A 15,937-nucleotide genomic window follows, 5' to 3' on the forward strand; every position below is an offset into this window, starting at 1 on the left:
CTCACCGCAACCGGGCGAGGAGCCCCGCCACGGTGGGCGCCTCCATCAGGGTCGCGATCTTCAGGGATTGGCATCCGGGCTCCCTCCTGATCCGCCGGACGAGTTTCATGGCGAGCAGCGAATGGCCGCCGAGGTCGAAGAAGTCGTCGGCCGGGCCGGCCTCGGGGACACCGAGCTCCTCGGCGAAGATCCGGCACAGGAGCGCCTCCAGTTCGCTGCCCCGCCCCGCGTCCGTCCCGTCCGCCCCGGCCGCCGGCGGAGCCGTACCGGCGGTCACGCCCCCGGCCGATACCGCACGGGCCGTCACCGCACGGGCCGTGACCGCACGGGCCGTGACCGCACGGGCCGTCAAGACGGAGGGGAGGGCGCCGACCCTGATGCCCGGGTCGGCCGCGACCGCCTCCAGCAGGGCGATCAGGCCGTCCGCCATCGCGGCGACCGTGTCCCGGTCGAACAGGTCGGCGGAGTAGTCGACGACCAGGCCGAGCGTGTCCGTCCCGCCACGCGCGTCCGCCCCGTCCCGGAAGATGAAGTCGAGGTCGAACTTCGCCGCGCCCGGCCCGAACGACGCCTCCCGCTGCTCGAGCCCGGGGAACCGGACGTCGCCGACGCCCTGGTTCTCGTACCCGACCATCACCTGGAAGAGCGGGTTGCGGCCGGGAACCCGGCGCGGACGCAGCGCCTCGACGACGGCCTCGAACGGAAGGTCCTGGTTGGCGAGGCCCGCGAGGTCGGCCTCCCGGACGCGGGCGAGCAGCTCGGTGAACGCGGGGTCGCCGGACACGTCGGCGCGCAGGACGAGCGTGTTGACGAAGAAGCCGACCAGATCCCGCGCGGCCTCCTCGGTGCGTCCGGCGACGGGGCTGCCGAGGGGGATGTCGTCTCCGGCGCCCATGCGGTGCATGAGGGCGGCGACGGCGGCCTGGCAGACCATGAACATGCTGGCGCCGGCGTCCCGCGCGACGCCGCGCAGCCGACGTGTCAGGCCGGGCGGCAGGGTGGCGGCCAGGGTCCCGCCGCGCTGCCCGGCGGTGCCGGGGCGCGGCCGGTCCACCGGCAGCGGGATCTCCTCCGGGACTCCCGCCAGTGCGCGCGCCCAGTGGTCGAGCTGCCGGGCGTGGACGCCGCCCGGGTCGAGCGGGTCGCCGAGCAGCTCCCGCTGCCACAGCGTGTGGTCGGCGTACTGGACGGGAGGCGGCTCCCACGCGGGCGGCGCCCCGTCCAGCCGCGCCGTGTACGCCTCGGCGACGTCGCGGGCGAACGGCCCGAACGACCACTCGTCGAACGCGATGTGGTGGAACACGGCGAGCAGCAGGTGCTCGCGCTCCCCCTCGGGGAACACCGCGACCCGCAGCGGGATCTCCGTGCCGAGATCGAACGGCCTGGCGATGACGTCCTCGGGCGCGCACGCCGCCACCTCCAGGACGGGACGCGCCTCCTCCGGGGCGAGGATCCGCTGGTAAGGGACGCCGTCATGCTCGGTGAAGACCGTCCGCAGGCTCTCGTGCCTGGCGGTGACGTCGGCGATCGCGGCTTCGAGGGCCGCGAGGTCGAGATCGCCGCGGAGCCGGACGGCGAGCGGCAGATGGTAGGCGCCGCGCGGCCCGTCGTCCTCGCGGAGGAGCTGGTCGAGCATCCACAGGCGGCGCTGCGCGGACGACAGCGGGATGCGCGCGGGGCGTTCCCTCGGTCCCAGGGCGGGCCGTGCCGCGGCGTCCGCGCCGGCGTCGCGGTGGACGCGCCCGGCGAGTTCCGCGACGGTCGGCGCCTCGAACAGGTCGCGGATCGCCAGTTCGGCGCCGAGCACCTTGCGGGCCCGGCCGACGAGCCGGGTCGCCAGCAGCGAGTGGCCGCCGAGGTCGAAGAAGTCGTCGTCGACGCCGGCCCCGGGGACGTCCAGGACCTCGGCGAACAGCGTGCACAGGAGCCGCTCGACGGGTGTGCGGGGGGCCCGGCTCCCGCCGCCGCGCCCTTCCCCGCGAGGGCCGCCCCGCCCCGGGTCGGGGAGGGCGCGGCGGTCGAGCTTGCCGTTCACCGTCAGCGGCAGCGCGTCGAGGGTCATGATCGCGCTCGGCACCATGTAGCCGGGCAGCCGCCGCTTGAGCGCCTCGCGGACCCGCCCGGCCAGAACACCGTGGTCGCGCGCGGCGACCGGGTCGTTGGCGTAGGACGCGGGCGCCCGTCCGGGCTCGGCCGGCGGTCCCGCCGCTCCCCCGCCGAAGACGGCGTCGTAGTACCCGATCCGGTCGGACGGTGTGAGGACCACGCCCGGGTACCGCGCGTGCAGCGTCTCCGGTTCGATTCCCTCCGGCGCCGCGGCCAGCGCCTCGCGGGCCTCGTCCGGGGATCCGCCGTCCCGCAGGGTCCGCAGGGCGGCGACCTCGCCGAAGAGCCTCGGGTCCGGAATCCCCCGGACCCGCAGCGGGCCCGCCGGCCCCGCCCCCGGTTCGCCCGGTTCCACCTGTTCCACCTGTTCCTCCAGTTCCCCCAGGCTGCTCCAGTCGACGACCGGCGTCTCCGGTGCGGGCGGCACGGACTTCCAGAGGACGACGTCGTAGCGGTGCCGGGTCAGCTCGTTGTGGCGGGTGCCGCGCTTGGTGAGCACATCGACGCGTGCGGGACCGTCCAAGGCGGTGAAGAACGCGGGGTCGAGCAGCAGTTCCTTCTCCATCCGGACGGCGCGCTCGACCGCGTCCAGGTCGCCGCCGCCGCGTCCGAGCCGGATCGCCGCGTGCAGGCACCGGACGGTCCGCAGGTCGCGGACGTCGCCGAGGAACAGCGCCCCGCCCGGTGCGAGCAGCGCCATCGCCTTGCCGATGACGTCCTGGAGGTAGCCGGGGCCCGGGAAGTACTGCGCGACCGAGTTGACGACGATCGTGTCGAAATGCCCCTCCGGCAGGCCATCGGTGTCGTGGGCGGGACGGTGGCTCAGCCGCACCGGCGAGTCCGGGCCCAGATCGGCTCGCAGCTTCGCGATGACCGGCTCGGAGAAGTCGGTGCCCCAGTACTCCTCGCTCTCGGGGGCCAGGCGCGTGAGGATCAGGCCCGCGCCCACCCCGATCTCCAGGACGCGGCGGGGACGCAGGGCACGGACGCGCTCGACGGTCGTCTCCCGCCACTCGCGCATGTCGTCCAGCGGGATCGGGGCGCCGTCGTAGCTGCTGTCCCAGCCGGCGAACTCCTCCCGGTGGACGACGGTGCCGACCTCGGTGTACTCGGCGTCGTAGATCTGCCGCCATTCGGCGAGCTGCTCGACGGCGGCGCCCTCCCGCGTCCCGTCGGGGACGATGTAGCCGATGAGGCGCTTCACGCCGGCGACGCCGGTGTCCGCGGCCACGACGGCGGCCTGCCCGACGCCGGGTTCGGCGGCGAGCGCGGTCTCGATCTCCCCCGGCTCGACGCGGTAGCCGCGGATCTTGACCTGGTCGTCGGTGCGGCCGAGGAAGTCGATGTTGCCGTCGTCGCGGACCCGCACGAGGTCGCCGGTCCGGTACATGCGCGACCCCGGCGGGCCGTACGGGTCCGCGACGAAGCGTTCCGCGGTGAGGTCGGCGCGGCCGAGGTAGCCGCGGGCCAGGCCGGCGCCCGCGATGTACAGCTCGCCGGGCGCGCCGGGCGGGACGGGCCGCAGCCGGCCGTCGAGGACGTGGCCGCGGGTGTTCCAGATCGGCTTGCCGACGGTCGGGGTGGCGCTGTCCCCGGTGCCGCCGCCGAGCGTGTTGATCGTGTACTCGGTCGGGCCGTACAGGTTGTAGCCGAGGACGCCGTCGGCCCGGGCGAGCCGGTCCCACACCGACGCCGGGACGGCCTCGCCGCCGAGCAGGACGAGCGGCGGGCGGTGCCCGCCGTCCAGGAGCCCCTCGTCCAGGAGCTGCTGCGCGTACGTCGGGGTCACGTTGATGACGTCGATGCGGTGCCGCCGGAGGTAGGCGGTGAGCGCCTCGGCGTCGCGGCGCAGTTCCTCGTCGCAGACGTGCACCTCGTGGCCTTCGATCAGCCAGAGCAGCTCCTCCCACGACATGTCGAAGGAGAACGACACGGTGTGCGCGATCCGCAGCCGGCGGCCCGCGGCTTCCACCACCGGGTCGAAGATGTTGGCGCGGTGGTTGAACTGCATGTTCGTGAGACCCCGGTAGGGCGTCACCACGCCCTTGGGAAGTCCCGTGGAGCCCGACGTGTAGATGACGTAGGCGGGGTGGTCGAGGCGCCCCGGTGTGCCCGGGGCGAAGCCGGGCAGCTCGTCCGGGGCCGGGTCCGTGCCCGGCAGGCCGGCGAGGGTCCGGGCGGTTTCCGGGTCGTCCAGCGCGAGGGTCGTGCCGGAGTGGGTGAGTCCGGCGGCGATGCCGCGGTGCGAGACGAGGCAGGCCGGGGCGGCGTCCCGGAGCATGTGGTCGAGCCGGTCGGCCGGGTGGTCGAGTTCGAGCGGCAGGTAGGCGGCGCCCGTGCGCAGGACGGCGAACAGCGCGACGACCATCTGCGCGGAGCGCGGCAGCGCGAGCGCGACGACGCGTTCGGGGCCGGCGCCGTGCGCGAGCAGGAGCCGGGCGAGGCGGTTGACCTCGGCGTTCAGCTCCCCGTAAGTGAGGCGGACGTCGGGGAGGGACACCAGGGCCGGGTCGCCCGGACGTTCCGCCGCGCGTTCCGCGAGCAGTTCGGCGACCGTCAGTTCCGGGACGGGACGGCGCGCCTCGTCCCATTCGCGGCGCAGGCGCTCGTGTTCCTCGGGAAGGAGCAGGTCGAGGCCGTGCCATGGCGTCCCGGGCGACTCCGCGAGCGCCCGGAGCACCTGCACGTACCGGTCGGTGACGCGTCCGGCGCCGGCCTCGGTGAACGCGTCGCCCCGGTACATGACGCGCAGCGCCGCGCCCGGCTCGACCACCATGGTGATCGGGTAGTGGGTGGCGTCGCGGACTTCGCGTCCGAGGACGCGCAGGTCGCCGTCCGGGCCGAACCCGCGGCCGGTGGGCATGCCGGGGAAGTTCTGGAAGACGAACAGCGTGTCGAAGAGCGTGCCGAGGCCGGTGGCGCGCTGGACGTCGGCGAGCGCGACGAACGAGTGGTCGAACAGTTCCGACCGGGCGGCCTGGACGCGGTCGAGGACGGTCGTGAGCGCGTCCGCCGGGCCGGCCTGCACTCGCACCGGGATGGTGTTGAACAGCAGGCCGACCATGGACTCGACACCGTCCACGTCCGGGTGGCGGCCGGACACGGAGGAGCCGAAGACGACGTCGTCGCGTCCGGTGAGGCCCATCAGGACCAGGCCCCACGCGGTCTCGAACAGCGTGCCGGGCGTGACGCCCCGGTCCCGGGCGACGGCGTCGAGGCGTTCCGCGAGCTCCGGCGGCAGCGTCCGGTGCACCTCCCCCGCCGCCGCGGGGTCGGCGGGGCGGCCGGCCAGTCCCGGGCGGACCAGGGCGGGCTCGTCGAAGCCGTCGAGGGCGCGGCGCCACGCCTCCACGGCGGCGGGCCTGTCGCGTCCGCTCACCCAGTCGAGGAACGCGCGGAACGGCGGGACGGGACGGGCCGCCTCGGCGGCGGCGTCGGTGTAGGCGTCGAGGAGGGAGGTGACGAGGAGGCCGCCGGACCAGCCGTCCAGCAGGATCAGTTCGGAGGTGAGAATCAGCCGGTGGTCGCCGGCTCCGAGGCTGGCGAGGGCGAACCGGATGAGCGGCGGTTCGCCGGGGTCGAACGGCTTGGCGCGCTGCGCGTCGACGAACGCGTCCAGTTCGTCCGGGGCGATTCCGGCGTGCGTCCACGGGACCTCGACGTCGTCGGGGACGAACTGCACCGCGCGGTCGCCGTCCGTCCGGAACCCGGCGCGCAGGTTGGGGAACTTGTCCAGGACGGTGCGCACCGCGTCCGCCATCCGGTCCGGGTCGACGGGCCCCGACAGCGTCACCACGGCCTGCTGCACGTAGATGTCGCGGCCCTCGCCCGCCAGCATGAGGTGGAAGAGCAGCCCCTCCTGGAGCGGCGACAGCGGCAGTTCACCGGGTGTGCCGGCCTCCACGGCGGCGCGTCCGGGGGCGGAGGCGGGGGCGGCCGCCGCGGCGAGCGCCTCGACCGTCCGCAGCCGGAAGACGTCCCGGACGGTGAACGACAGCCCGGCGCGGCGGGCGCGGGCGACGAGGAGCGCCGCGCTGATGCTGTCGCCGCCGGTGCGGAAGAAGTCGTCGTCGGCGCCGACGGCGTCGCGGCCGAGGACGGTCGCGGCCAGCCTGGCGAGGACGCGTTCCGGTCCGGTCGCCGGCGCCCGCCCCGCGGCGGGCCGTCCCGGCTCGGGCAGGGCGCGCCGGTCGACCTTGCCGTTCGGGTTGAGCGGAAGCTCGTCCAGGACGATCAGCTCGGCGGGGACGAGGTAGTCGGGCAGCAGGCCGCGGAGCCGGCCGTCCAGCACCCCCGCGTCCACCCCCGCGTCCACCTCCGCGTCGATCTCCGCGTCGGTGTCGCCCACGACGTACCCGACGAGCCGGGAGCCGTGCGCGGCGACGGCGGCGGACCGGACGCCGGGCTGGGCGGCGAGGACCGCCTCGACCTCGCCCGGCTCGATCCGGAAGCCGCGGATCTTGATCTGCGCGTCGGCGCGGCCGAGGAAGTCGAGTCCGCCGTCCGGGCGGCGCCGCACCCGGTCGCCGGTGCGGTACAGGCGGGAGCCGGGCGGGCCGAACGGGTTCGCGACGAACCGCTCGGCGGTGCGGGCCGGGTCGCCGAGGTAGCCGCGGGCCAGCCCGTCGCCCGCGAGGTACAGCTCCCCGGCGGGAACCTCGCGCAGCGCGGAGTCCAGGACGTGCGCACGGGTGTTCGCGATGGGGAGCAGTCCCCCGGCCCCCTCCCCCGGCACGGCGTCTTCCCCGGGCACGGCCATCAGGCTGTCCCCGGCGGCCTCGGAGCACCCGTACAGGTCGACCAGCCGGGCCGGGACCCGCCCGGCCAGCGCGGCGGGCAGTGCCTCGCCGCTGCTGACCCAGGTCGTGACCGACGCGGGCAGGCCGTTGTCCACCAGCGCCGACAGGAGGCTCGGGACGAGCGTGACGAGCGCGGCGCCGTGCCGTTCGATGAAGGCGGCGAGCGCGACGGCGTCGGTGGCGGTCGCGTCGCCGGCGATGGCGACGGTGTCGCCCGCGACGAGGCCGCCGAGCAGCTCGGTCGTGCCGTCGATGAACGCGGGCGAGCTCTTGGCGACGCGGACGCCCGGCGCGGCGAGGTCCGCGCCCCAGGCCAGCCGGTTGGCGAGGGCCCGCTGCGTGCCGGCGACGGCCTTGGGCGTCCCGGTCGACCCGGACGTGAAGACGACGTAGGACGGATGGTCGGGCCGGATGTCCGGCCGTGCGCGGCGCGGTGCGTCCAGCGGTGGTTCGTCCCGGCCGAGGACCAGCAGCGGCTGGACGGCGTCCAGCATCATGTCCACCCGGGCGGGCGGATGGGCCAGGTCGACCGGCAGGTAGGCCGCGCCCGTCTTCAGCACGGCGAGCAGCGCGACGGCGAACTCGGCCGAGCGCGGCAGCGCGAGCGCGACGACCTGCTCGGGCCCGGCGCCGGCGGCGGCGAGCCGGTCGGCGAGCGCCTCGGCGCGCCGGTCGAGTTCGGCATAGGTGAGTTCGGTGTGGGTGGGTTCGGTGGAGGCGGGTTCGGTGGAGGCGGGTTCGGTGCCCTCGAAGACGACGGCGGTCCTGCCGGGTGTGCGCGCGACCTGCTCCTCGACGAGGGCGGCGACCGTCCGCACGGGGAAGTCGCGGGCGGTGACGGGATGCTCGACGGGGGCGCCCAGCGTCGACAGCCTCCGCTCCGGATCGGCGGTGACCTGGCCGAGCAGCTCGTCCAGGCCGTCCAGGAGCCGCTCGACGGTCGCGGCGTCGAAGAGGTCGGCCGCGAACGCGGCGAAGCCCTCGATCTCCTCGTCCCCCTCACCGGCGGGGCCCTCGGCGAAGTACAGGTCGAGGTCGAACTTCACGCCGCCGGTCTCCGGCAGGAACGGCTCGGCGCGCACGCCCGGCAGCGCGAGCCGCACGTCGTCCAGCCGCTGGTGGACGATCATCACCTGGAACAGGGGGCTGCGCGCCAGCGAACGCTCCGGGGCGAGCCGGTCCACGACCCGCTCGAACGGGACGTCGGCGTGGGAGAACGCGGCGAGGTCGGTGCCGCGCACCCGGTCGAGCAGCTCGGCGAACGTGGGGTCGCCGGACAGATCGGTGCGCAGGACGAGCGGGTTGACGAAGACGCCGACCAGGCCGGAGAGGTCCTCGTCGGCGCGTCCCGCGATCGGCGACCCGAGCGCCACGTCGTCGCCCGCGCCGGACCGCTGGAGCAGGGCCGCGACGGCGGCGTGCAGGACCATGAACACGCTGGTGCCGGTGTCGCGCGCCAGCCGCCGCGCCCCGGCGGCCGGGAGCCGGAACGGCACGAGCCCGCCCCGGTGGCTCGCCTCCGCCGGACGCGGCCGGTCGAACGGGAGAACGGTCTCCTCGGGCAGCCCGGTGAGGGCCCTCTCCCAGTAGTCGAGCTGGGCGGACATTCCCGGTGCCGCCTCCCGCTGCCAGGCCGCGTAGTCGGCGTATTGGACGGGCAGCGGCTCCCAGCCGGGTTCGCGGCCGTCCCGCCGGGCCTCGTAGGCGCGTGCGAGGTCGGCCAGCAGGGGTGTGAACGACCATTCGTCGGCGGCGGCGTGGTGCAGCAGGAGCAGCAGCGACCATGCCGCGTCGCCCGTCCGGACGAGGGTGCCCCGGACCGGCAGGTCCCGGCCGATGTCGAAGACGTGCGCGGTGGCGTCCCGCTCGATGGCCGCGCGCCGCTGCGGCGTCTCGGCCCGCGCGTCGATCACGGCGAGGCGCACGGGGACGGCCGGTTCGAGAACGCGCTGGACGGGCAGGCCGTCCGGCCCTTCGACGAGCAGCGTGCGCAGCGCCTCATGACGCGCGACGACATCGCCGAACGCGGCGTCCAGCGCGGCCTCGTCCACGGCGCCGCGGAGGCGGAGCCCGAGCGGCAGCGCATACGAGGCGGAGGGGCCGCGCAGACGCTCCTCCAGCCAGAGCCCCCGCTGCGCGGCCGACGCCGGGACGACGTCCGGCCGTTCGACGTCGCGGACGCGCACCCCGCCGGCCTCCACCAGCCTGGGCGCGAGCGCGGCGACGGTCGGCGCCTCGAACACGTCCGCGATGGACGGCGCCGCGCCCAGGACGGCGCGGGCCTTGGCCGCGACGCGGGCCGCCAGCAGCGAATGCCCGCCGAGGGCGAAGAAGTCGTCGTCGATGCCGACCCCTTCGACGCCGAGCAACTCGGCGAAGATCGCGCAGAGCGCCGCCTCGCGGGCGTCGCGCGGGGCCCGTCCGGAGATCTCGGCTCCGGGCGCCGGGAGCGCGGCACGGTCGAGCTTGCCGTTGACCGTGCGGGGCAGCGCGTCCAAGGCGACGAGGGCGGACGGCACCATGTACTCAGGGAGGTACTCGGGGAGCGCCTTGGCGAGCGCGTCGCGCAGAGCGGCCTCGTCCAGGTCGCCTTCGGGGACGTAGTAGCCGACGAGCCGGGGCTCGCCGGGGCGGTCCTCGCGCACCACGACGGCGGCGTGCGCGACGCCCGGCCGCGCGGCGAGGACGGCCTGCGCCTCGGCGGGCTCGATCCGGAACCCGCGGATCTTCACCTGGTCGTCGGTGCGGCCGAGATACTCGATGGACCCGTCCCGGCCGCGCCGCGCCAGGTCGCCCGTCCGGTACATGCGGGAGCCGGGCGGGCCGCAGGGGTCGGCGACGAACCGCTCCGCCGTCAGGTCGGGGCGGCCGACGTAGCCGCGGGCGAGCTGCGCGCCCGCCAGGTACAGCTCGCCGGGCACACCGGGCGGGACGGGACGCAGCGCCCCGTCCAGGATGTGCGCGCGCGTGTTCCAGAGCGGGTCGCCGATGCCGGACGCGGGCAGGTCCGCGGACGTCGCCCAGATCGTCGCCTCCGTCGGCCCGTACATGTTGGTCGCGAGCGAGGCCGACGCCTCCAGCGACTCGGCGAGCGCGGCGGGCAGCGCCTCACCTCCGACCAGCACCCGCAGCCCCTTCAGCGCGGCGGGATCGAGCGTCCCGAGCAGCGACGGGGTGCCCTGCACGACCGTGGCGCCCTCCAGCAGCGCGGCGAGCGCGGCCGGGTCGCGGACGTCCCGCCGGCCGGCGAGCACGACCGTCGCTCCGCTGATCAGCGGAGCGAACAGCTCCAGGGCGGCGATGTCGAACGCGATCGTCGTCACCGCGACGAGCCGGTCGCCCGCCCCGAGGTTCAGCTGGGAGCGCGTGGTGAGCAGGAAGTTCGTGAGCGCGCCGTGCGGGACGGCCACGCCCTTGGGGCGCCCGGTCGAACCGGAGGTGAAGATGACGTAGGCGAGATCGTCACCGCGCGGTTCGGCGGACGGCGCCGCCGGGGCGGCCTGTCTCCCGCCGTTTCTCTCGCCCGTTCTCCCGCCCTTTCTCCCGCCATCGAGAACCAGGAGGCTCGTCGTGTCCGGCAGCAGGTGCGCGGTCTCGCCGGTGACGATCGCGCAGAGGGGCGCGGCGTCGTCCAGCATGCCGGCGATCCGGTCGGCGGGATGGTCGAGGTCGAGCGGCAGGTACGCGGCGCCCGCCTTCAGGACGCCGAGCAGGGCCACCGCCAGATCGGGCGTGCGGGGCAGAGCGAGCGCGACGATGCCCTCCGGCCCGGCGCCCCGCGCGCGGAGCTCCGCCGCGAGCGCCGACGACCGCACGTCCAGCTCGGCGTAGGTGAGGGACGCGTTCCCGCTCTCGATCGCGGGGACGTCCGGTGTGCGCGCCGCCTGCTCCTCGAACAACGCGACCACGTTCGTGTCCGGAACGGGATGACCGGTGGCGTTCGCGTCCTCGATCAGGGCACGCTCGCCGGCGTCCATGACCTCCAGCGCGCCGATCGGGCGGTCGGGATCGGCCAGCGCGTCCTTCAGGAGCGTCTCGAGGTGGCCGAGCAGCGCGTCGATGCGCTCGTCGTCGAACAGTTCGCGGCGGAACGTGGCCTCGACCGTCATGCCCTGCGGCCTGACGAACGCCTCCAGCGACAGGTCGAAGTGGGCGGTGCCGTTGTGGACATGCGTCCAGCCGGACGTGACACCGGGCAGGTCCAGCTCGCCGATCTCCTGGGCGAGGAACAGCAGCATCGTGTCGAAGAACGCGGAACGCCCCCTTTCCCGAGCCGGCCGCAGATCCTGGACGATGCGGTCGTAGGGCAGGGCCTGATGCGCGAAACCCTCCGCGCAGGTCCGGCCGGTGCGGCGCAGGGCCTCCCGGAACGTCGGCGCTCCCGACAGGTCCGTCCGCAGCACCAGCGTGTTGCCGAAATTGCCGATGAGCCGCTCGATCCCGGCGTGCTCCCGGTTCATCACCGCCGACCCGATCGCCACATCGCCGGCGCCGGTGTAGCGGTGCAGAAGGACGGCGTAGGCGGCGAGCATCACCGCGAACGAGGTGACGTTCTCCTCGGCGGCGAGCCTCCTCATCCCCTCCGCCACGGCGTCGTCGAACAGCCGCGCCCGGCGTCCTCCCCGCTCGGAGAGCACGGCGCCGCGCGGACGGTCGGCGGGCAGGTCGAGCGGCGCGGGCGGCGGATCGAGGCGGGCACGCCAGTACGCGAGATCGTCCTCGGCGACCGGCCGCCGCTGCTCCCACTCGGCGTAGTCGGCGTACTGGACGTCCAGCCGGGGCAGCCCGTCCGGCTCCCCCGTCACCGCCGCGCGGTAAAGGGCCGACAGGTCACGCGACAGCGTGCCCCACGTCATGCCGTCCCACGCGATGTGATGCACCACGAGGACGAGCGCGTGCTCGTCCTCGCCGAGCCGGAGCAGCTCCAGCCGGATGGGCCGCTCGTTCCGCAGGTCGAACGGCACCGCCGCCAGCTCCGCCGCCCGCGCCCCCGCGTCCGGGCGGTCGGCCGGCTCCAGGTCCAGCGAAGCGTCGTCGCCGACGACCTGCACGGCACCGCCGTCCTCCCCGTCCGCGTAGGTGGTGCGGAGGACGGCGTGCCGCCGGATCAACCCGCGCAGCGCCGCACGGAACGCGCCCGTATCGAGCGGCCCCGACATGCGGATGAGCAGGCAGACGTTGTAGGCGGGGCTGCCCGGGAACGTGTTGTGGTGCAGCCACATGCTCTGCTGCGCGTACGACAGGGGCGCCGGTCCGCCGGATTCCCGCGGGGTGAGCCCGGCGGTGTCCGGGCCGAGTCCGGCCTCGGCCATCATCCGCCGCATCAGTTCGCGCCGCCGTGCCGTCGTCGTCTGCTCCTGCACGCTCAACTCTTTCGCTGTCGGCTTCTTCGCTGTCGGCATCGCCACCGCCGGTTAGGTTAGCCTTGCCTATGAAAATCACACAAGGTTAGCCTTACCTAAGTTTGGGACGTTCCGGCCCGCGAAAGGGAGTTGGCTGCCTTGTCGTCTGCTCTGAGCACTGATGCGACACTCACCGAGCTGGTGGTCGAGTACACCTCGGACCCCCTCACGCTCATGACCCGGCTGGCCGGATCCGGGCTGTTCGACGACTACGTCGTCTACGAGAGACCCGGGGCGTGGACGTTCGCGGGCGGCGCCCTCGGCGAGGTCGTCCTGGACGCGGCCACGGTCCGCGCGCACTGGCCCGGCCGGCCCCCGACGACCCGCGCCTGGACGGGCCGCCCCGCCGACGCACTCCGCGACACGTTCGCCGGCGCACCGCTCCCCACCTGGACCGCCTGCGGCTGGATCGCGTTCGAGTTCGCCGCGCCCCGTCCCGCCGGGCGCCTCGCCCACCTGATCGTCCCCCGCACCGAGGTCCGGGCCCGCGACGGCCGCGCCACCATCACGGGCGTCGACGAGGCCGAGGCCGAGCAGGTCGCCAAGCTGCTCACCGCCGCCGCCGCGCCGTCCGCGGGAATCCCCTCACCGGTCGACGTCCGAGCCGGCGGCGATCGCTACCGCGCACAGGTCGCCGAAGCCTTGGCCGAGATCGGCGCGGACCGCTACCAGAAGGTCATCGTGTCCCGCCGGCTGGACATCCCTTACCCCGTCGACGTCGTGTCGACCTACGTCCGGGGCCGCCGCGCGAACACTCCGGCGCGCTCGTTCCTGCTCGACCTGGACGGCTTCCAGGCCACCGGGTTCAGCCCCGAAGTCCTCGCGAGCGTCGACGCCGGCGGCCGCGTCATGACGCAGCCCCTCGCCGGCACCCGCGCCTTCGGCCTCGGCACCGACACCGACGCGCGCACCCGCCGCGACCTGGAAACCGACCCCAAGGAGATCTACGAGCACGCCGTCTCCGTCCGCACCTCACAGGACGAGCTGAACCGGGTCTGCGACCCCGGGACCGTCCAGGTCACCGACTTCATGACCGTGAAGGAACGGGGCAGCGTCCAGCACCTCGGCTCCAGCGTCAGCGGCGTCCTCGCCCCCGGCCGCACCTCGTGGGACGCCCTGGACGCCCTGTTCCCCGGCGTCACCGCGTCCGGCATCCCGAAGCCCGACGCGATCGAGGCCATCACCCGCCTGGAGGGGCGCCGCGGCCTCTACTCGGGCGCCGTCGTCACCGTCTCCCACGACGGCGCCCTCGACTCGGCCCTCGTCCTGCGCGCCCTCTACAGCGAGGACGGCCGCGCATGGCTCCGCGCAGGCGCCGGCATAGTCGGCGCCTCCACCCCGGACCGCGAATACGAGGAGACCTGCGAGAAACTCTCCAGCATCGCCCCCCACGTCGTCCCGCTCGTGTGACCACCTGCCCGCTGGGAACGTTGAGGCATGCACGGGCCCGACATGGACCTGTTCGAGGCCGTGACCACCGAACTGGGCAACGTCAACCTCGCCCCCCCGGGAACGATGCCGGCGGACCTGGACGAGGCCACGGGTCCGGAAACCTCGTCGCGCTGATACCCGAAGTCCCCGGCGGGGTGGGGCTCGGCGTCGAACCAGCCGAAAGTACGGCCGTCGCCGGCGCGAACCGTCCTTTGGGCCGGTGATCTGGAGTGGCGCCGTTGCCGACGATGCTGTCATGTCTCATGAGAATCCGATCCCGGTGCTGCACGCCGAGGGATTGACGAAAAGGTATGGCCGCCGCGAGGCGTTGAGCGAAGTCGATCTGCGTGTTCCGGCCGGTCGCGTCGTGGGTCTGGTAGGTCCGAACGGGGCCGGCAAGTCGACGTTGCTGAATCTGGCCTGCGGCCTGCTGCAGCCGACGTCGGGCACACTGCGCGTCCTGGGGTCCCGGCCGGCGGCGGACGCCGCGCACCTGGCCCGGGTCGGGTTCGTGGCGCAGAACACCCCGGTGTACCCGTCGTTCAGTGTGGCCGACCACCTGCGTCTGGGCGCGCGCCTCAACCCGTCCTGGGACCGGGGGCTGGCCGAGCGGCGCATCGCGCAGGTCGGGCTGAACCCGGGCCAGAAGGCGGGACGGCTGTCGGGTGGTCAGCGCGCGCAGCTGGCGCTGACGATCGCCGCCGCCAAGCGCCCCGAACTGCTGATCTTCGACGAGCCGGCCGCCGCGCTGGACCCGCTGGCGCGCCAGGGGTTCCTGGCGAACCTGATGGAGTTCGTCGCGGAGCTCGACGCCGGCGCCGTGCTGTCGTCGCACCTGCTCGGGGACATCGAGCGGGTCTGCGACTACCTCATCGTGCTGTGCGACTCGCGGATCCAGATCGCCGGCGAAGTCCGCGACCTGCTGGCCGGCCATCACCGGCTGTTCGCGCCCCACGGCGAACTCGGCCGGCTCCCCGCCGGTGTCGAGGTCGTCCGCGTGGACCACGGCGCCCCGCACGCCGGCGCGGTGGTGCGCACCGGCCTCCCGCCGTCGGAGATCCCGTTCCGGGCCGGGCCCGTCACGCTCGAAGAGCTGGTGCTCGCCTACATGTCGCGGGCGAACACGCCCGCCGCCCGCGCCGGCGCCGCGGCCGGGGAGGGAGTGCGATGATCTGGCTGAACTGGCGGCAGTTCCGCCTCCAGTCGCTCGCCGGCGCCATCGGGCTCGCCCTGATCGCCGGGTACCTGCTGTTCCTGGGCATGGACATCCGGGACGCCCATGACGCCTACCGGTCCCGGTGCGCCGACCCCGCCGGCTGCGCGCAGGCCGCGAGCCAGTTCCAGAGCTCCTACAAGAACACGTTGCTGTTCCTGGCCGCCGGGCTCGGGCTGATCCCCGTCGTCATCGGCGTGTTCTGGGGGGCACCGCTGATCGCGCGGGAAATGGAGCTCGGTACCCACCGGCTGGTGTGGAACCAGAGCGTGACCCGTCGCCGCTGGCTGATCGGCAGGATGGCGTTCGTCGGCCTGGCCGCGATGGCCCTGACGGGCCTGGCCGCCCTACTGCTCACCTGGGCGGCCTCCCCGTACGATTCGGTCGCCTCCGACCGGTTCGGCGCGGTGGAGTTCGGCGCCCGCAACATCGCCCCGATCGGCTACGCCTTCCTCGCCTTCACCCTCGGCACCGCCATCGGCCTGTTCGTGCGCCGGACGCTTCCGGCGATGGCCATCACGGGCGTCGTCTTCCTCGTCGTCCAGTTCACCGTGCCGAACCTGGTGCGTCCGCACCTCATACCGCCGGAGAAGACGACCCTGCCGATGACCGTGCAGACCATCAACCAGGCCAAGAACCTGGGCAGCATCACCGGCGCCCCCGTCATCGGCGGCCTGCGGGTGCCCGGCGCACCCGGCGCGTGGATCAGCGAGACCAGCCCGCTGCGCACCGCGGACGGGCAGACGCTCAGCGAGAGCACGTTCAACGACTGCCTCGACACCCCGCCGAAGAGCGGCGCGGGCGGCACGTTCGGCGACGCCGCGGTCTGCCTGTCCGGACTCGGCCTCCATGTCGACATCGAGTACCAGCCCGGCAGCCGCTACTGGCCGTTCCAGTTCGCGGAAACCGGGCTCTACCTGGTGGCCGGCGCACTCCTCACCGCCATCGCCCTGCGACGCGTCAGGCGGGTCTCGTGACGAGCGACC

Annotated in this window: 5 protein-coding genes; 4 read left to right on the forward strand and 1 reads right to left on the reverse strand. The window is 74.4% G+C overall.

Going from position 1 to position 15,937, the window contains the following annotated elements:
* Window position 1 precedes the first annotated feature (1 nt).
* Window positions 2–12,307 carry an amino acid adenylation domain-containing protein gene (locus ACGFK0_RS20665; RefSeq protein ID WP_392906960.1) on the reverse strand — a complete coding sequence of 4,102 codons (12,306 nt, stop codon included), beginning with the start codon at window positions 12,305–12,307 and terminating at the stop codon, window positions 2–4.
* Window positions 12,308–12,406: 99 nt separating this feature from the next.
* Between ACGFK0_RS20665 and ACGFK0_RS20670 the strand changes: the two genes are divergently transcribed.
* From ACGFK0_RS20670 to ACGFK0_RS20685, 4 genes are all read left to right on the forward strand, one after another.
* The gene (locus ACGFK0_RS20670) at window positions 12,407–13,717 is read left to right on the forward strand and encodes a salicylate synthase (RefSeq protein ID WP_392906844.1); all 1,311 of its coding nucleotides are present in this window, start codon (window positions 12,407–12,409) and stop codon (window positions 13,715–13,717) included.
* A gap of 27 nt (window positions 13,718–13,744) precedes the next feature.
* Window positions 13,745–13,873 (forward strand): hypothetical protein, encoded by a 129-nt coding sequence (locus tag ACGFK0_RS20675; protein WP_392906845.1) that lies wholly within the window; start codon window positions 13,745–13,747, stop codon window positions 13,871–13,873.
* 121 nt (window positions 13,874–13,994) lie between these two features.
* Entirely contained in the window at window positions 13,995–14,909 is a 915-nt protein-coding gene (locus ACGFK0_RS20680; RefSeq protein ID WP_392906847.1) for an ABC transporter ATP-binding protein, read from the forward strand.
* The gene (locus ACGFK0_RS20685) at window positions 14,906–15,928 is read left to right on the forward strand and encodes an ABC transporter permease subunit (protein WP_392906848.1); all 1,023 of its coding nucleotides are present in this window, start codon (window positions 14,906–14,908) and stop codon (window positions 15,926–15,928) included. The genes ACGFK0_RS20680 and ACGFK0_RS20685 overlap by 4 nt, the downstream gene beginning before the upstream one ends.
* The last annotated feature ends 9 nt before the right edge of the window (window positions 15,929–15,937 follow it).

Source organism: Spirillospora sp. NPDC048823 (assembly GCF_043198445.1).
GTDB lineage: Bacteria > Actinomycetota > Actinomycetes > Streptosporangiales > Streptosporangiaceae > Spirillospora.

Coding starts and splice junctions, on each gene's coding strand:
- ACGFK0_RS20665 (WP_392906960.1), bottom strand. CDS start 12,307: ATGCCGACAGCGAAGAAGCCGACAGCGAAAGAGTTGAGCGTGCAGGAG.
- ACGFK0_RS20685 (WP_392906848.1), top strand. CDS start 14,906: ATGATCTGGCTGAACTGGCGGCAGTTCCGCCTCCAGTCGCTCGCCGGC.
- ACGFK0_RS20680 (WP_392906847.1), top strand. CDS start 13,995: ATGTCTCATGAGAATCCGATCCCGGTGCTGCACGCCGAGGGATTGACG.
- ACGFK0_RS20675 (WP_392906845.1), top strand. CDS start 13,745: ATGCACGGGCCCGACATGGACCTGTTCGAGGCCGTGACCACCGAACTG.